This window comes from Paenibacillus sp. Soil787, assembly GCF_001429545.1.
Lineage (GTDB): Bacteria > Bacillota > Bacilli > Paenibacillales > NBRC-103111 > Paenibacillus_E.
On the sequence record NZ_LMSP01000012.1, the window covers coordinates 478,194 to 496,195 of the forward strand.

Here is an 18,002-nt window from a genome sequence, read left to right on the forward strand (position 1 = left end):
CAGATGTTATGTGCACGGCTAGCTATTTTCACTCAAGAACCTTTAACGGGGTTTAATCGGCAAATACTACTTGTGCAGCTGAAATTGCTGCAGGTTCCCATTCACTGCTCAAGACCGTAATTCACTAACCTGCAGGTACCGGTTCGCACCCTCCACCGGCTCTCTGAAAGCATCCACAAGCTACTTACTGCTGATCTTTCTACGCATTTGATAAAAATTTATCACATGTTTCTAGCTGTTGTCAAACCATGTCGGCATCGTTTCTTCGGTTCATCATTACCGCATAAGGTGCAATTATGGTATACTATTAGGGTTCATGTAAGGAGGATATTGGAACTTATGCGCAATTTTTTCGCTAAATGGAATCGCCCTTGGGTGAGAACGACATTCAAAGTAACTTGGATTACCTTAAAATGGACCATCATTAGTGCTTTTTTGGCAGGAATTGTCGGTGGATCCGCCGCATTCGGGTATGTGAGCGCCTTAGTCAAAAAAGATCCTGTACGCACCGAAGAATCCATACGTCAGCAGATGCAGGAAAATGCAGTCACAGGCTTTGCTTACTTCAATGATGATGCCGTCATAGGGCAATTGCGAACGGAAGAAGACAGGCGTCTCGCCCAACTGGATGACATTCCGCAAATCATGTTAGATGCTGTTCTATCTATTGAAGACAAGGACTTTAAAACTCATCACGGGATCGATTTCCGCGGGCTCTATCGTGCGGTAACACAGAAGTTGCTGAATGAAGAAGTTCAAACCGGCGGCAGTACGATTACGCAACAGCTTGCCAGACGGGTATTTCTTACACTAGACCGCGATGATGGCCGTAAAGCAAGAGAGCTGCTGCTCGCGCTGCGAATGGAACGTCTAATGTCCAAGGATGAAATTTTGCTCGCTTATTTAAACAAAATTCCGTATGGCAATGGTGCAACAGGCTACAATTTATATGGGATTAAAGCAGCTGCCAAAGGCCTCTTCAACATCGACGATCTGGATAAGTTAAACGTTGCTCAAGCAGCTTACTTAGCCGGTCTGCCGCAATCCCCATCGCAGTACTCTGCTTTTACGAGTAAGCCTGAGTTTGATGAAGATGGTTTCAAAAAAGCGGTTACGCGTGAACAATTAGTACTCAAACGGATGTTGGAAGAAAAGAAAATTACGAACGAACAGTACCAAGAAGCACTTAAGTTTGATCTCAAAGCTTCCATGCCTGATGCTGCTCAGAAAGCTTATACGACTTATCCTTATCTAATGATTGAAACGGAAAAAGAAGCAGCCGAAATTTTGTTGAAGATCCAGAAGCCTGATCTTGATCCTAAGAAAAATCAGGCCGCTTATAATGAAGCATTAAAGGGCATACATACTCAGCTCTTACGTGGTGGTTATCAAATCTATACAACCATCGATAAGACGATTTATGATTCCATGCATGAAATATCGAGTAACGATAAAAACTTCGCCCCTACGGATGATAAAAAAGGCATGGAACAGGTCGGGGCCATCATGATCGATTCTAAATCCGGAGCTATAAAAGGGATGATTGAGGGCCGTAATTTCTTCGAAGAGCAGCTCAATCACGCCACACAAGCATTTAGACAGCCTGGATCAACCATGAAGCCCATTGCCGCCTATATACCAGCTTTAGAGAAAGGGGCTATTCAACCGGCAAGTATCGTGGATGATATCCCTATTATTCTAAAAGACGGTGTCAAAGGCTTTCATCTTCCAGAAAACTGGGATCATAAGTTTCATGGATTAATGACAGCAAGAAGAGCTCTAAACCAGTCTTACAACATCCCTGCCATCGATATATTTTTGAATAAAGTGGGCATTAATGACTCCTGGGATTTTGCAAAGAAACTCGGTATCACGTCCATTCAAAAAGAAGATTATTATGCGCAGACCGGTGTAATCGGCGGTTTAAGCAAGGGAACTTCAGTAAGGGAACTGACTGGCGCTTATGCTTCTATTCCGAATAAAGGCGTATTTAATGAGACGTTTATGATTCGAGAAATCAAAGATTCGAATGGCAATACGATTTATAAGCATGATCTGAAGCCTGCCGCTGTCTATTCCCCACAAAGTGCATATCTAATTACGGATATGATGAAAACGGTGATTAGCCAAGGTACAGCGACAGATTTGATGAAAAACTATAAATCATACGGCAAAATTGAGATTTCAGGCAAAACAGGCTCAACGCAGGATGATGCTGATGCTTGGTTTATGGGCTTTACCCCAGATATCACAGTTGGCGTATGGATCGGCTATGATCAACCGATTAATAAATTGTCATCGTCGACGAAATCATCGCAAGCGCATCAAACTTATCACGCCAAAGATATATGGGCGCTCATTATGAACCGAACAATCGAACAAAAACCGGAGCTATTCCCTAACAAAACTTTCGCCAAACCGGATGGTATTGTCTCGGCAACCGTATCCAGTTTATCCGGCAAGCTGCCAAGCGAATTAACGTCGAAGTCCGAATTTCTAGTTACTGATCTTTTTAACAAGAAATATGTACCTACGGAAGTCGATAATGTGATGGTACGGATGAAAATCAGTTCATTTAACGGACTGAATTACATGGCGCAAGACAATACGCCGGCGGATTTCGTGCAAGAGAAAACGGTTATTAAAAGACAAAAGTCGATCAGTCAATTGCTCAAAGAAATCGAAGCAGCGATGAGTAAACTTCCTGAAAAAAGCCGTAAACCGATCGATAATTATAAGCCTACAGATTATGATGATGACGCACCCTCCGAAGTTGACCCTAGGGTTGATGACGGTAAAGAGCCTGTAGCACCAACGAACGTTGTAACAACGAAGTCCGGTGATACAGCAACCATTGTCTTCCAAGCAAGTCCGAATCCTGATATCGTCGGCTATCGCATATATCGTTCCGATAACCGCGGCAAGTTCCAGCTCATGGGCGGCAAAGTTGTTTTAGCAGGTGCTGAGACGAAATTTAATGATCAAATCCCCGGATCTAGCTTAATCGGTTATTATGTGACAGCAGTCGATGTAGCGGGGAAAGAATCGGCACCTAGCCGCTCCTCCTATACAGATGGAAGCTCGCTAGATTCACTGTTCGTACCTTCTATTGATGGTAGTCAAGTCCCAGGAGCTAATACCCCTTCATCAGGCTCTAATGGTGGAATTGGTGATCCCACAGGAAATAATGGAAGCACAAAGGACCTGCCAGCTGCACCAACCGGAATTAAAGCCAAAGCTGATGGTGCAGGTGTGATGTTAACCTGGAAAGCCAATGCGTCTAAAGATAAAGTAAAACAATATCATGTTTATTTTAGCGACAAAGAAAAAGGAACGTTTAAAAAGCTAGGTTCAGTTGAGGATGCGACCGAGTTTCACTATTACGCAGCAGCTTACAATGGTTATTACAAAGTAACTGCTGTCAATGATGCAGGCGAATCTAAACCATCGGCTGCTATCGCTTATAATAACTAATTCACGATGTACAAAGACCCGGGTATCCGGGTCTTTGTTATTTTCAAAAGCTTAGTATGTAATGAGGAAACCTCTATCGAGGCCATTCGAAGATGAGCGACCGCGTTTAGATGTAGGTTTTATCGCCAATAAGAAAGCCTCCCTCACACCAAGAAATCAGGTGCAAGGAAGGCTTGTTTGCTTATTAGTCTTCGATCGTCGATAAGTCGCCTGTTGGCAAATTGAGCTCCCAAGCTTTAAGAACACGACGCATAATTTTACCACTGCGTGTCTTAGGCAGCTTGTCTTTAAATTCAATTTCACGAGGAGCTGCATGGGCAGAAAGCCCTTCTTTAACAAATTTGGAAATGTCCGCTTTGAGCTCATCAGATGGTGTGTAGCCTTCACGGAGGGCAATAAACGCTTTGATAATCTCTCCACGCATCGGGTCAGGCTTACCAATAACACCAGCTTCTGCAACCGCAGGATGCTCAACAAGCTTACTCTCCACCTCGAAAGGACCTACCCGCTCGCCTGCTGTGTTAATCACATCATCCACACGGCCTTGGAACCAGAAGTAACCCTCTTCATCCTGATAAGCCGAATCACCGGAAACATACCAACCTGTCAAACGGAAATATTCTTCGTATTTAGATGGATTATTCCAAATTTTGCGCATCATCGAAGGCCATGGCGTTTTGATCGCTAGGTTCCCCATCCGATTTGGAGGTAAAATGTTCCCAGCATCATCAATAATAGCCGCTTCGACACCCGGAATTGGACGCCCCATGGAACCAGGCTTAATCGTCATGGATGGATAGTTACAGATGAGTTGTCCACCTGTTTCTGTCATCCACCAAGTGTCATGAATACGTTGGTTATAAACCTTTAGTCCCCAACGTACAACTTCGGGGTTTAACGGTTCACCTACGCTAAGTACGTGACGAAGCGAAGATAAATCAAATCCAGTAACCACATCATCACCGGCACCCATCAACATACGGAAAGCAGTTGGCGCACTGTACCAAACGGTTACTTTATATTTCTGAAGCGTATTGTACCAATCTTGGGGACTGAAGCGTCCACCGCGAATAACATTCGTTGCACCATTTAACCATGGAGCAAAGATCCCATAAGAGGTACCCGTTACCCAACCTGGATCCGCTGTACACCAGTATATATCGTCTTCTTGAAGATCTAATACAATCTTACCCGTATAATAATGTTGAAGCATGGCGTTTTGTACATGATAGACACCCTTCGGTTTACCCGTTGAGCCAGACGTATAATGGATAATTAATCCATCCTCACGATCCAGCCACTCGATGTCAAGTTCTGTTGAAGCGCTTTCCATCTCTTTATAGAAATCAACTTGTCCCGCAGCTAGCTCCACATTTTCACCAACGAGAATGACATGCTTCAAATGTGGCAGTTCATTATAAGGAACACGCGATAGTAAACTTGGCGTCGTAACGATCGCTACGGCTTCACTATCTTCCAATCGGTCTCTGACTGCTGTTTCCATGAAAGCCTCAAATAATGGCCCAACAACAGCACCTACTTTAAGGGTACCCAGTAATGAATAGTACAGTTCAGGTGTGCGTGGCATGAAAATAAAGACGCGCTCGCCTTTACCAACACCAAGTCCTCGAAGCACATTGCCAAACTGATTAGATTTCGCTTTCATTTGTCCATAAGTGATTGCTTCTTCTCGCTGACTATCGCTGTAATAAAGAGCGATTTTATCCTTTTTGGATGTGTCAGCATGACGGTCAATTGCTTCATACGCCATGTTAACTTTACCTGTTTCATACCAGGAAAAGCTCTTCTCGATGTCTTTCCAGTCAAATGTCGCATGCGTTTGTTCATAATTGCTCATGTTAGGATTAGGGGATACAGCTTCAATGAGTTCAACTTTCATTTGATCCATGTACGTAAAACCCTCCTCACGATATAAATCGCTTCCACTTTCACTTTACTGATTTATTTAAGCAAAATGTGATCGATTTTTGACATATTCTATTATATCATACTAGGAAATATTCGCCTATGTTAAAAATTCGTCTTTTCATTCAACCTAAAGTTTGGTATAAGAATACTATGACCTAACGGAAAAGGAAACGTTCATCATGCTGTTTTTCAAAAGGAGAGCTAAGGTTATGCAGCATATCAAAATATACCACTCACGCAGCCTGCACGCAGCTCCTGATCAGCCCGAAATTATTATAGAAGGTCCTGTTTCAGCAGAAACCTTGCAGCAGCTTATTATGCATACCAAATTAGATGCGTTCCGCAGACCTAAGGAACAGTTAGAGGCACTAGTCGAAATCGCACAATTAGCTGAAGGGCGTATTATCATTGCAAGAGACGGCTCCACCATTGTCGGCTATGTCACCTTTCACTATCCAGACGAGATTGAGCGTTGGTCACAGGGTCATATGCAGGATTTAATTGAACTGGGCGCCATAGAAGTTGCAGACGACTACCGATCCATTGGATTAGGGAAAAAGATGATTCGACTCGCTTTCGAAGATGAGCAAATGGAGAATATCATTTGCTTCACCACGGAGTACTATTGGCATTGGGACTTGGAAACAAGCAAATTAACGGTCTGGGAATACCGTCAAATGATGGAGAAGCTGATGAAAAGTGTCGACATGATCTGGTTTGCTACGGACGACCCAGAAATATGCTCACATCCAGCCAACTGTCTTATGGTGAGAATCGGTAAAAAGGTGCCGATCTCTTCCGTTGAGCAGTTTGATCGTATTCGTTTTCAGCAGCGTTTCATGTATTAATTTCTAAGTAATCGCAGGATTTCTAGGGCTTCAAGCGAAATTGTTAGTCCATTCGGGGGAATTAGGGATATGAACAAGAAGGCAAGTCCTGTCTTTATCTATGATGATCAAGAAATTAAATATAAATTTAATGAAAACCATCCGTTCAATCAAGCTCGCCTTACCATGACGGTGGATCTGCTGCGAAAAGCCGGCGCGCTCCCTGACAGCGCGCTATGGTCTCCTCGCTCCGCAACAGATAGTGAGCTGCTGCGGGTTCATGCACCCGCATACATGGAAGCGGTGAAAGCGCTTAGCTGTTCCGTGCCGGAGGAACGCTGGGTCCGAGAAGCATCGCGCTTCGGACTCGACACCGAGGACACGCCCTATTTCGCCGGGATGCATGATACCACGGCGAAGGTCGTTGGCGGTTCCATCACCGCCGTCCAGCTAGTGATGTCAGGTAAGGCTCCGCACGCCCTTCACTTGGGCGGCGGATTGCACCACGCCCTGCAAAGCAAGGGCGCAGGCTTCTGCGTCTACAACGACGCGTCAGCGGCGATTGCGCACGCCAAAGAGATGTACGGCGCCAAGGTGCTGTACATCGACACAGATGTGCATCATGGGGATGGCGTGCAGTGGGCCTTCTACGCCGATCCTCAGGTATGCACACTTTCTATTCACGAGACGGGGAAATATTTATTCCCCGGCACGGGCGCCGTGAACGAACGCGGTGAAGGCGACGCGTTCGGCATGAACATTAACATCCCGGTGGAGCCCTACACCGAGGATGAGTCCTGGCTGGAGTGCTTCGGCGAGGTGCTCACCGAGACGGTCGCCCGCTTCCAGCCAGATGTCATTATCTCGCAGCATGGGTGCGATGCCCATGCTTTCGACCCGCTCGCGCATGTCCATTGCTCTATGCGCGTGTACAAGGCTATGCCCGAGCTGATCCATTCCCTTGCGCACCAGTGGTGCGAAGGGCGGTGGATAGCGCTCGGGGGCGGCGGGTACGACATCTGGCGCGTCGTACCGCGGGCTTGGAGCCTGCTCTGGCTCGTCATGAGCGAGCAGGCGGTCTTAGATCAGCTGGAGGCGCAGCCCCAGCTGAAGCTGCCACAGGCGTGGCTGGACGCCTGGCAGAGCAAGAGCCCTGTCCAGCTGGTGGATACGTGGCTGGACCCTGTAGAGGCTTGGGCGCCGATTCCAAGGCGCCAAGCGATTGCCGAGAAGAACCGGCAAACGAAGGAACTCGCCATGATGTATTTGAAGTAGAAAAAAAGCTCAGAACCGCCATTTCGGCGATTCTGAGCTCTCTTTATATTTATAGATGTTTCACGATATCCTCAACCATTTTGTACGAATTCTCAGATGCCTGAACCGTAAACTCGGCAAAGTTAACATGAGCCGACCCATCTGCTTTATCAGACATCGATCGCAGCACGACATAAGGAGTGGCATTCATCGAGCAAACTTGAGCAACCGAAGCTCCCTCCATTTCAACACAAATGCCGTTAAGCTCTTCGTACAGACAAGCAACAACTTCCCTGCTTGCAATAAACTGGTCTCCAGAGAGTACTCTCCCCTTTTTAACCTTGCCTGCAAACAACTTTTCACCAGAAGCAACAGCCAACTCAACAAGCTTGCTATCCGCTTCGAAGATGGATTTCGCTTCATATGGGATGACGCCGCGAGAAAACCCTAATGCTGTAACATCCATGTCATGCTGCATGCACTCATTCGATATCACGAGATCCCCGATATTCAGCTCTGGATCTAAGGCTCCCGCTACTCCCGTAAAAATAACAGCTTCAACACCGAAGTTATCAATTAAAATTTGAGTTGTTACTGCCGCATTCACTTTCCCTACACCTGTCCGGCATACGACAACTTGCTTGTCAAAATATGTACCCTCACGAAACGTAATGCCAGCTTTGATCGTTTCACGTACATCAGTCATATGCGAAACTAGCAGTTCAATTTCTTCGTTCATCGCTCCAATAAGAGCAATTTTATTCCATGTCATTTCATTATCCTCTTTCCCTTATCAACATGAGAAAACCTCTACCGTGATCACCCCCGAAGGAATGGCCTCGCTTAGAGGTTTGATTTGATTAAGATTGTGTTACGGAGTTGCGGTAAATAATTTCGTGCGGCAGGATAACCTGCATATGATCCGTTGACTCTTTATTCATCAACTTCGTTAGAAGACGCATCGACACGGCGCCGATATCATACATCGGTTGTGCAACTGTCGTTAAAGTCGGTCTAACCATGGAAGCCATGCGGATATTGTCCACGCTAATGACGGCGATATCTTGCGGTACTCGGAGTCCATTGTCTTGAATCGTATGAATGGCGCCAATCGCCATCTCGTCTGTTGCGGAGAAGATCGCTGTTGGTCTTGGTGAAAGCTCCAAGAAATATTTCACAGCGTCTACGCTTGACTCATAACGATAGTTCCCAATGCGAACATATTCATCACGCAGTGGAATACCTGCAGCATCCAATGCTTTTTTGTAACCTTGATAACGCGCAAATCCATTCGCTGGATCATGCAGCGTACCGGATATCATGGCAATGTCACGGTGACCGGCTTCAATTAGCACATTCACAGCATCAAAAGCAGCTTTCTCGTGATCGATATCAACGGATGCCATAGCTTGGTTCTCATCCTTCGTGCCGCATAAAACGACAGGTACGGAAGACGTACGGAAAGCCTGTGTATGTTCCTCTGTTACTACTCCACCCATGAAGAGCAATCCATCAACCTGCTTCTCAAGCAAGGTGTTAATAACACGAATTTCTTTTTCTTTCTTCTTGTCCGCATTACATAAAATGATATTGTAATGGTACATATTGGCAATATCCTCAATCCCACGTGCTACTTCAGCAAAAATGGAATTGGAAATATCGGGAATGACAACACCGACTGTCGTTGTCTTCTTACTCGCTAAACCTCTTGCTACCGCATTAGGGCGGTAACCAAGCCTTTCAATGGCTTCAAAAACCTTCTTACGTGTTTGTGGCTTAACATTAGGATTGTTGTTCACAACCCTAGAAACGGTTGCCATCGAAACTCCTGCTTCTCTTGCTACATCATAAATGGTTACGGTCACGGTTACTCTCTCCATTTTCAAAAGTATTCTGCGATCCTAGTATATTATCGTTATGATACGACAAATTAATCCATCTTGCAATGTATATTGAAAATGCTTTGAAAATAATTTCAATGTTTTTTCAAAAGATGTACACATTATCCAGGTTTAAGCGAAGCTAACGTATAAACTTATACTTTCAGATCAACTATAAAAGCCAACCCCCATTGGGATTGGCCGCATACAGTTTATGTCGATATTGCACTCTGTGTGATTTGCGATAACCGCTTGCGAATTTCTTCGGTCCATGGTTCATCACCCAGCGATTGTGCTAGCAATAAGATGTCCAGAAGTTCATTGATCCGTTCTTCAACGATCTTTTCCATGGAATCATTCATATGCTCTTTTTCAGTCACCTTCAGCAGTAGAAAAGCAACTTCCGAAAGTTCATGAAAAAAGAGCTGCTGCTTCTCAGGCTTACTCCCCAGCCTACTGATTAAACCGGTCAGTTCGGGTTTGACATGAGGAACAACTTCACTGCGACCACACGCTTCACATGAGTAAATAGGTACATTCTCAATGTCGACTTTGTTCTGATAAATAACCGTGCGCAGACGAAGGTTCATCGTGCGTCCGCACTTACAATACTTTTGCATTCTAACACTCCTTCACTGGCGGGCGGCATGTACATGAGTTGCTTGTACTATGATATTCTACGATTTTAATCGATTTCCTGCCGAATGAAGAGTAGTAGTTTTTGCCACCTATGGTAGTAGAATGTTACTTTTCCTGTTGTTTATTAAATTGAATAAGCTCATCCACAAATCGCTTGGAAAATGCGGGAAGATCTGGTGGGCGACGCCCAGAAATGATGTTGCGATCGACAACCACTTCTTCGTCCAACCAAGTTGCTCCCGCATTTTCGAGATCATCTCGAATGCCTGGCGTCGACGTCATCGTGTACCCTTTAACGATTTTCGCCGAAATCAGCACCCAACCTGCATGACAGATTTGAGCAATCGGTTTAACTGCCGCGTGAAACTCCTGCGTTAGACGAATTACGTCCGGATAACGACGAAGCTTATCAGGTGCCCATCCTCCTGGAACATATAGGCCGATGTAATCGGAAGACTTTACTTCATTGAAGGCATAGTCTGTCGTAATGGGTACACCATATTTACCGTGATACACGGCTCCTGCCTTAGGACCGACAATATCTACTACGACCCCAGATTCACGCAAGCGTAAAACGGGATACCACATTTCCAAGTCTTCAAACTCTTCATCAACAAAAGCTAACACTTTCGTTCCAGTCAATTCCATGCTAATTTCCTCCTACTATGGATTCTGTTTGTTCGGTTTGAGCAAGCAGTTCTATGATTTCATCACTTGTTTTGCAAACTAGAATTTCATTGACTAACTGTCTGCACTTTTTAGCGTCACTGCTTAATAAACGGTGTTTCACTTGTAAAAGTGTCTGCACGGAAATACTTAGTTCTTCTATTCCCAAACCCAGCCATATCGGAAGTGCTCGGATATCACCCGCCATTTCACCACAAACGCCTACGGGAATTCCTACACTTTTGGCCGAATCGATCACATGTTTGAGAAGTCTAATAACTGCCGGATGATAGGGATTATATAAATGCGCGATGTTTTCATTCATCCTGTCCACAGCTAATACATATTGAACAAGATCGTTCGTTCCAATGCTCATAAAATTCACTTCACTTGCAAGAACATCCGCAATGAGAGCGGCAGCAGGCACTTCAATCGTCAATCCAATTTCGATATTCACATTATACGGCAAGCCCTGTGCATGCAATTCCGCCTTGGCCTTCTCGAGCAGAGCTTTAGCCTGACGCACCTCATCCAAGGAAGTGACCATAGGATACATTATTTTCACGTTGCCGTAATGGCTGGCCCTTAGAATCGCTCTAAGTTGTGTCATAAATAGGTCCTTACGGTCTAGCGAAATACGAATCGCCCGATACCCCAGAAATGGATTATCTTCTTTTGCAAGCGGCAAATAATCTAGCTTTTTATCTCCGCCAATGTCGAGTGTACGGATCACAATGGGGCGACCTTTCAGCTGCCTGGCTGCGTGACGATAAACTTCAAACTGCTCGTCTTCGCTCGGTAACGAATCGCGGTCCATGTAAAGATATTCCGTCCGGAACAAACCTACCCCAGAAGCCCCGTTACGTAACACCTGATCGATCTCCAGCACGGAATTGATATTAGCATGTAGATTCACATAGCTCTTGTCCAACGTTACAGGTGCAACTTCAGCTATCTCTTGCAAGCTTTCTTTGAATTCGAGCCAATTCTTTTTGCGTGCTTGATACCGCTCAATCGTTATTTTATCAGGATTGATGTATAAGGTACCCTCTTGTCCATCAATAATCAGGAAATCGCCATTTTGAATGGGCCGCAGAAGCTTCCCTTCCAAACCCAGCACATACGGAACGGACATTGCCCTTGCCATAATGGATACATGCGAATGCGTACCACCGAGAATCGTTAGCAGCCCAAGCACATTAGCCGGATCCAAATGAGCCAATTGAGACGGCGTTAGCTCCTTGGCAACCAAAATGTAAGGATGATCGATCGGTGGAACTGCCCCGCTTGTATCGCCGAGCAAGTGTTTCAGAAGCCGGTTTCCGACATCTTTAATATCAAGCGCTCGTTCCTTCATATATTCATCATCAATGAGATTGAACATATCGACAAATTTATCGATAACTTCTTTTACAGCCACTTCTGCCGCCTTGTACTGCAGTTCAATAATCCCTTGAATCTCGTTCATAAAGATGGGATCTTCCAAAATCGCCAAGTGTGCATCAAAAATATAGGCTTGATCTTGCCCAACTACATCCTTAATCTCTTGCTTAATGATCTCAAGCTCGTCTTTGGAAGATCGAATACCATCATACAAACGTTCAAATTCATAAGACAAATCGGTGACATCAATCATTTTCTCAGGAAAATCCCACTCCCAAGTAGGTATGACAAAAGCCTGACCCATCGCGATTCCTGAAGACGCTCCTATTCCTCTGATCATCCATTCGTCCCCCCCGTTTGTTTAGTAGGCTTTAGGACAACAGACATCACAGAACCTTGGCCTTTTTTGACAGCTTTAAATGGAGCAAAGCTCCAGGATTTAACAAGATCGGGATTCGTAATAATCATCGGTGTCGCCATCGATGAAGCGAATTTTTTAACTTTATTATAGTTAAATTTAACAAGAAGTTGCCCAGGTTCCACGTGATCGCCTTCTTTTACTACCGCACTGAAACATTTACCCGGCAAACTAGACGTATCGATGCCAATATGCAGCAGGACCTCCAAACCTTCCTCTGTCAAGATGCCAAGGGCATGCATAGTCGGATAAATGTGCATAATGGTCCCGGCAACGGGAGAAACCAGTTCTCCTTTCTCGGGAATAAAAGCAACGCCGTTACCTACCAAACGCGAAGCAAAGATATGATCAGGCACTTCTTCAATCGGGATCATGCGTCCTTGCATTGGCGAAGTAAATAACACCACATGAATATCTTTGCGCAATACTTTCATAATCTCTTCACGAATTAGCTCTGAGAATGTTCCGAACACGACCTGAACATTGCCTCCTCCAAGACGGATGACGCCTGCTGCTCCTAAGTGTCGTAATGCCGTGATGTCCATCAGACGATCATTGACAAGTGTAAGACGCAATCTGGTAATGCAGGCTTCAATCTTCTTAATATTGTCTTTCCCACCGAGTGCTTGCAGAATAAGTGGAGACCGATATGGAATATCGCCTGCCCACTCTTCAAGTGAAGATCCTTCTTCTCTACCAGGCGTAGGAATCTGGAACCGCCGTATAGCCCAGCGGAACAAGAAATAGTAGAGCAGCCCATAAACGATACCGATCGGTATAAGCAATAAACCGTTATGGGATAGGTGCAAATTAATGACGTAGTCGATGGCACCGGCCGAATACGAAAAACCGTGGTGAATATTCAATTCATAAGCCAACCACATGGCCACTCCAGACAAAATCGCATGAATAACAAATAAATACGGAGCTACAAAGAGAAAGGCAAATTCAATAGGCTCAGTGACGCCAGTTAAAAAAGAAGCTAGCGCTGCTGTCAAGAATGTGGCCTTAATTTTCGGCTTCAAATCTTCCCGCGCTTCTCCAATAATCGCAAAAGCGATGGCTGGGAGGGCAAACATCATAATGGGATATAATCCGGCCATATACATACCCGCTGTCGGATCCCCGGCAAAATACCTTGGCAAATCCCCATAAGCCATATGCCCCGTTGGCGTCTGATAAGCACCTACTTGAAACCAGAAAAAGTTATTCAAAATATGATGCAAACCCGACGGTACGAGAAGACGATGCGCTATACCATAAATAAAGGCGCCTAAACCACCTAATCCAAGCAGCCAGTTGGAGAGCTTGCCCATCCCCATTACTAAATAGGGGCCAATAGTGATCATAATATAAGACACTACAAGCGTGGACAGCCCCATAATAAGCGGAACTATGCGGGGGCCACCGAAAAATTGTATGTATTCCGGAAGCTTAATCTCTTTACAGCGATGATAAATAATAGCAGCCAGTAATCCAATTAAGATCCCACCTGGTACACCCAGTTGAAATTGAGTCCCCAGCTCATGTTCAATTAGTCTTGTGAACATAAAATAGCCCAGCATGGCTGATAAACCAGCAATCCCAGCACTCTCTGTAAGGCCTAGCGCAACACCAACTGCGAATATGATCGGTATATAATCGAAGACCGTATTCCCAGCCAACAGCAGCATATCCCCTAAGCTAGATGCGTGAATGACATCCCAAGGTAGATCCCCTAGACGAAGCAACACAGCAGCGATAGGAAGCGCAATGGTAGGCAGCATTAATGAGCGGCCAAGCTGTTGTAAGTTCCCCATCCAGTTCAAACGTATGCTACCTCCTTAGCGTTTTCGAAGAAAACTTGCATCGTAAGCATAAGCCCTCTCTTATCAAATCGTAAAGCTTGTTAGCCTGTTTGTCAAAATAAAATAAGCAGGTCGGTGTTCGACCTGCTCGTAAACTCTTTCAAAACGGTTCCCCTATTAAAACGAGGGATTGGAGCCGAATTGATGCCCCATGCCTGAAGTATTAAATCCGGTATTAAAAGATTGAAGCGATTGTTGTGGCATGTTTTGATGCATGCTTTGTTGTGATCCATAGCCACTTTGGAAGGATTGCTGAGAAGGTGTTGAGGACTCGCCACGCTTATATGCATCATGCCCAGGTTGATTTCCACGATAGTTCGCCATGTGAAAAGCGTTTGGAGAAACATTAGCTTGTGCAAAAGGTTGTTGGTTCATCTGTACCGAGCTGCCGAACTGACTAGGAATAAACGGTTGTTGCTGGGTAACGGCATATCCAAATTGCTGAGATTCGTTAGAAGCAAATTGGTTGTTCATTGGGATATAGGATGAATATCCGCTTTGGAAGCTTGATTGTTGCTGTTGAGCAGGCGTCGAAGAATCGCTACGTTTGTAAGCATCATGGCCTGGTTGATTTCCGCGATAATTCGCCGTGTGAAAAGACTCTTGAGAAGTGACTTGAGCTGCCTGAGTATTCATTTGATTGAATCCTTGATTGAATCCTTGGTTGTATCCTTGGTTGGTTTGAGCAGCGTTAGGTTGATTATAGAAAGATTGTACAGCCCCAATAGGTTGGTACTGTTTTGGGTTACCTTGGTATTGCGGATTATTCCCCTGAAAACCTTGTGAAGATTGATAACCTTGGGAAGCATTCCCAAAGCTGTTGGGATTGTTGTACATGTGTAAATCCTCCTCGGACTCTCATATTTTTGGACACCTATTTTTGGGGCCTTTTTTATTCTCTCCGCTTGTTGCTTTTTTATTTATGGAAGCCATTGGAATGTCCTAAATTAAATGGTGAACGGTACGTCGATCATGATATATTAAAAATATAGTTCCGAACATACATAATAACCGCTTTTCCCTTACCTATTTGGCAAGAGAAAAGCGGTTTTTAGTTTTGTCCAAAGTGCGATGATTTTAGTTATTTCGAGGATTTAGAATCGCATCTTCCACTTTAATGCAGCGGTCCATAATGACTTCTAACCCAGCTTCGCTGGCAATACGTCCAGCTTCTTCATTCACAATATCGAGCTGGAGCCAGAAAACCTTTGCTTTAATTTTAACGGCTTCTTCAGCGACAGGAACCACTTGATCAGCACGGCGAAACACATTGACGATATCCACGGGTTCAGGAATATCAGATAAAGAAGCGTAGCATTTCTCGCCTAGAATTTCAGTGGCGTTCGGATTGACAGGAATGATCCGGTATCCCCTGCTTTGCATAGCCGCGGAAACCATATACGAAGTACGATCTGGTTTATCAGACAAACCCACTACGGCAATATTTCCCGCGCTCGCTAGGATCTCTTTAATGTGCTCTCTTGACGGATTTTCAAAAATCGCCATCAGTTTCCCTCCTTTTTTTTCAGGTACGTGAGACCTTGTTTCCCCATCGCGGTCCAACTGTCGATAAACTGATTTTTGTTTACCTGCACTTGTTTTTTTCCGCTTAATGGATCATTCAAGTATACATTATTCTCATCATATCCTACCAATAATACAGCATGTTCTGCATATGTCGTCTGGATAGGTCCGATAGGTGTATCCCAAGTTACCCATTTGTAAGGGTTGTTGAAATCGATCGTGGTCCAAATAATAACCGGAATATCATTCGCAATCTGCTGCTCATACAACTCGAAGGACTCGCCCGTAATGTCAATGGCTTGAGGTATATACGATTTCAACAGTGGAAATAGACCAGAATGATAGATGCCAAAACCTCTCTGCTTCCTAGTGACATCGCCTACGAAACCTGTGTTCGGATTTCCCCAGTAATTAATTGTGCCGTCTGCATTTAAAGTAGCTGGTGTGTCATCTTTAGGCATCTCTGCAGCAAGTTCCATTTTGCTTTTTGTAATTCCATGATACTGCAGCATCATCGTTAAACTTGTTATTTCACAACCTGCTGGCAGTTCTGGTAGTTGTGCAAAGACAGGCGCATCAATCATTGCTGATTTTTTCATCTGGATAGCTGGCGACGGAGAAGCAACCTCATTGACTTTCACGGATGCTGTTGGCTTAGCGGCAAGTATCGCAGGACTGGACGCAAATAACGCTAGTTCTTTACCAGTCGCTTTGGCGTACAGCAATATAGCAAATACACTGCTTGCAAACACAAGTCCGACAACGAGGAAGAAACCGAACGTCACCTTTAACCCCTGCCAAATAATCGTCATGCTGACTCACCCATTCGTTGTTTTGGGAATCTATGTCTCACTCACAAGTTCAACCTGAGCACCAATGGAACGTAAATGATCAAAGTACTGCGGGTAGGATTTGGCCACATGATGGGCATCATGAATGATCAAACCCTTCTCAGAACGAAGCCCAACAACAGTTAGAGCCATAATCACTCTGTGATCGAAATGAGCATTGATTTCGACTCCGCCTGTAACACCTTGTGGTTTACCATGCACAATAATTTCACTTTGACGTTCTTCTACATCGGCACCCGCTTTACGCAGCTCGTTCAAATAATCGGTGATACGATCGCACTCTTTATAACGTAAATTTTCGACATTGTAGAAACGGGAAGTACCTTCTGCAAATACGGCTGCTGCAACCATAGCTAGAACGGCATCTGTAAAGTGATCCCCATCAAACTCACCAGCAATCAGCTTCTGATTGCCTCTAACATGCACAACACCATTGTCATGAGTTAAATTGACACCCATTGCTCGCAAAACATCCACACAAGCCTTCTCACCCTGCTTGCTATTCTCTTCAAGACGAAGAACACGTACGTCTGAATTCGTCACTGCAGCAGCTGCTAGAATCGCAGCAGACCCCGGGTAATCGCCTTGAATGACATATTCTTTGGCTTGATAGGATTGTCTACCTGGAATGCGGTAGTGCATAAGGTCAGCGCTTGCGTGTACAATAATACCAGCCTGTTCTAATACTTCCAGTGTTTGACCTACAATAATTTTGGATTTCAAATCATGCAGCACTTCAATCTCACTATCCTCTTCTAGCAGAGGTGTCATAAATAAGAGAGAGCTTAGGAACTGGGAACTGACATTACCGGAAACAGTGAGCTTGCCACCGCGCGGTTGTCCCCCTTTAATAGTTATCGGCAGACGTCCGTTAGAATGTTGCACTTCCACACCCATTTGTTGCAAAGTATCAATGAGATCGTCATGCGGTCGCTTGCCCAGAGATTCGGGATAAGTGTTTACAAATGTTACATCCGGACAAAAAGCGGCTATCGACATCAAAAAGCGAAGCACAGCGCCGGCATTCCCTACATTTAGCTCAGACACTTGCTTGGGATGCTTACCAAAACCCGTAATAACGATTTTCTCATCATCTTCTTCAATAATTGCGCCCAAATCACGGACACAGCGTCTCATGGCATCACTATCTTCACTATGAGCCGGATAATAGATGGTGCTTGTCCCATCTGCAAGTGCGCCAATTAGCAAATAGCGGGTTGTGTAATTTTTGGAGGAGAGAGCATTTATTTCCCCTTGTAGATGGGCAGTTGGTTTCACGATGGCTTTCATGTCATTGATATCTCCTTCAT

Annotated in this window: 14 protein-coding genes and 1 other annotated feature (1 of these 15 only partly in view); of the genes, 3 read left to right on the plus strand and 11 right to left on the minus strand. The window is 44.8% G+C overall.

The genetic code is table 11. The annotated features are described in order from the left end of the window. Nucleotides 1-211: a binding site (T-box leader), on the minus strand; it reaches 67 nt to the left of the window's first position. A 128-nt stretch (nt 212-339) separates the two neighbouring features. Continuing rightward, entirely contained in the window at nt 340-3,474 is a 3,135-nt protein-coding gene (locus tag ASG93_RS14780) for a transglycosylase domain-containing protein (protein ID WP_056833132.1), read from the plus strand. 184 nt (nt 3,475-3,658) lie between these two features. Here ASG93_RS14780 and acsA read toward each other — a convergent pair whose 3' ends face one another. Continuing rightward, nucleotides 3,659-5,383, minus strand: a complete 1,725-nt coding sequence (gene acsA, locus ASG93_RS14785) for an acetate--CoA ligase (protein ID WP_056833134.1) — start codon at nt 5,381-5,383, stop codon at nt 3,659-3,661. Nucleotides 5,384-5,612: 229 nt separating this feature from the next. On the opposite strand from acsA, the gene ASG93_RS14790 reads away from it, so the two are divergent. Further along, nucleotides 5,613-6,251 carry a GNAT family N-acetyltransferase gene (locus ASG93_RS14790; RefSeq protein ID WP_056833136.1) on the plus strand — a complete coding sequence of 213 codons (639 nt, stop codon included), beginning with the start codon at nt 5,613-5,615 and terminating at the stop codon, nt 6,249-6,251. A gap of 69 nt (nt 6,252-6,320) precedes the next feature. Next, entirely contained in the window at nt 6,321-7,505 is a 1,185-nt protein-coding gene (locus tag ASG93_RS14795) for an acetoin utilization protein AcuC (RefSeq protein ID WP_056833138.1), read from the plus strand. A 49-nt stretch (nt 7,506-7,554) separates the two neighbouring features. Here ASG93_RS14795 and ASG93_RS14800 read toward each other — a convergent pair whose 3' ends face one another. The 10 genes from ASG93_RS14800 to aroA form a co-directional block, all read right to left on the minus strand. Beyond that, a complete protein-coding gene (locus ASG93_RS14800; RefSeq protein ID WP_056833140.1) occupies nt 7,555-8,256 on the minus strand; it encodes a 5'-methylthioadenosine/adenosylhomocysteine nucleosidase in 702 nt (233 codons plus the stop codon). 88 nt (nt 8,257-8,344) lie between these two features. After that, nucleotides 8,345-9,349, minus strand: coding sequence for a catabolite control protein A (ccpA, locus tag ASG93_RS14805; RefSeq protein ID WP_029195586.1), 1,005 nt, complete (start codon nt 9,347-9,349; stop codon nt 8,345-8,347). A 227-nt stretch (nt 9,350-9,576) separates the two neighbouring features. After that, complete coding sequence (locus tag ASG93_RS14810; RefSeq protein WP_056833142.1) at nt 9,577-9,984, minus strand: hypothetical protein; 408 nt, start codon at nt 9,982-9,984, stop codon at nt 9,577-9,579. Between the two features lie 124 nt (nt 9,985-10,108). Beyond that, nucleotides 10,109-10,651 (minus strand): type 1 glutamine amidotransferase domain-containing protein, encoded by a 543-nt coding sequence (locus ASG93_RS14815; protein ID WP_056833145.1) that lies wholly within the window; start codon nt 10,649-10,651, stop codon nt 10,109-10,111. 1 nt (nt 10,652) lies between these two features. Then, nucleotides 10,653-12,392, minus strand: coding sequence for a phosphoenolpyruvate--protein phosphotransferase (gene ptsP / locus ASG93_RS14820; protein ID WP_056833147.1), 1,740 nt, complete (start codon nt 12,390-12,392; stop codon nt 10,653-10,655). Beyond that, complete coding sequence (locus tag ASG93_RS14825; protein WP_056833149.1) at nt 12,389-14,278, minus strand: glucose PTS transporter subunit IIA; 1,890 nt, start codon at nt 14,276-14,278, stop codon at nt 12,389-12,391. The genes ptsP and ASG93_RS14825 overlap by 4 nt, the downstream gene beginning before the upstream one ends. Nucleotides 14,279-14,434: 156 nt before the next feature. Then, complete coding sequence (locus ASG93_RS14830; protein ID WP_056833151.1) at nt 14,435-15,154, minus strand: hypothetical protein; 720 nt, start codon at nt 15,152-15,154, stop codon at nt 14,435-14,437. 240 nt (nt 15,155-15,394) lie between these two features. Next, complete coding sequence (locus ASG93_RS14835) at nt 15,395-15,823, minus strand: CoA-binding protein (RefSeq protein ID WP_056833153.1); 429 nt, start codon at nt 15,821-15,823, stop codon at nt 15,395-15,397. Next, nucleotides 15,823-16,653 (minus strand): C39 family peptidase, encoded by an 831-nt coding sequence (locus ASG93_RS14840; protein ID WP_056833154.1) that lies wholly within the window; start codon nt 16,651-16,653, stop codon nt 15,823-15,825. Before ASG93_RS14840 ends, ASG93_RS14835 begins: the two co-directional genes overlap by 1 nt. 30 nt (nt 16,654-16,683) lie before the next feature. Then, nucleotides 16,684-17,982, minus strand: a complete 1,299-nt coding sequence (gene aroA / locus ASG93_RS14845; protein ID WP_056833157.1) for a 3-phosphoshikimate 1-carboxyvinyltransferase — start codon at nt 17,980-17,982, stop codon at nt 16,684-16,686. Nucleotides 17,983-18,002: the final 20 nt, after the last annotated feature.

Bases quoted from the DNA above. Each gene is read 5' to 3' on its own strand.
- ASG93_RS14780 (WP_056833132.1), top strand. From the start codon at position 340: ATGCGCAATTTTTTCGCTAAATGGAATCGCCCTTGGGTGAGAACGACA.
- acsA (WP_056833134.1), bottom strand. From the start codon at position 5,383: ATGGATCAAATGAAAGTTGAACTCATTGAAGCTGTATCCCCTAATCCT.
- ASG93_RS14790 (WP_056833136.1), top strand. From the start codon at position 5,613: ATGCAGCATATCAAAATATACCACTCACGCAGCCTGCACGCAGCTCCT.
- ASG93_RS14795 (WP_056833138.1), top strand. From the start codon at position 6,321: ATGAACAAGAAGGCAAGTCCTGTCTTTATCTATGATGATCAAGAAATT.
- ASG93_RS14800 (WP_056833140.1), bottom strand. From the start codon at position 8,256: ATGACATGGAATAAAATTGCTCTTATTGGAGCGATGAACGAAGAAATT.
- ASG93_RS14810 (WP_056833142.1), bottom strand. From the start codon at position 9,984: ATGCAAAAGTATTGTAAGTGCGGACGCACGATGAACCTTCGTCTGCGC.
- ASG93_RS14815 (WP_056833145.1), bottom strand. From the start codon at position 10,651: ATGGAATTGACTGGAACGAAAGTGTTAGCTTTTGTTGATGAAGAGTTT.
- ptsP (WP_056833147.1), bottom strand. From the start codon at position 12,392: ATGATCAGAGGAATAGGAGCGTCTTCAGGAATCGCGATGGGTCAGGCT.
- ASG93_RS14830 (WP_056833151.1), bottom strand. From the start codon at position 15,154: ATGTACAACAATCCCAACAGCTTTGGGAATGCTTCCCAAGGTTATCAA.
- ASG93_RS14835 (WP_056833153.1), bottom strand. From the start codon at position 15,823: ATGGCGATTTTTGAAAATCCGTCAAGAGAGCACATTAAAGAGATCCTA.
- ASG93_RS14840 (WP_056833154.1), bottom strand. From the start codon at position 16,653: ATGACGATTATTTGGCAGGGGTTAAAGGTGACGTTCGGTTTCTTCCTC.
- aroA (WP_056833157.1), bottom strand. From the start codon at position 17,982: ATGAAAGCCATCGTGAAACCAACTGCCCATCTACAAGGGGAAATAAAT.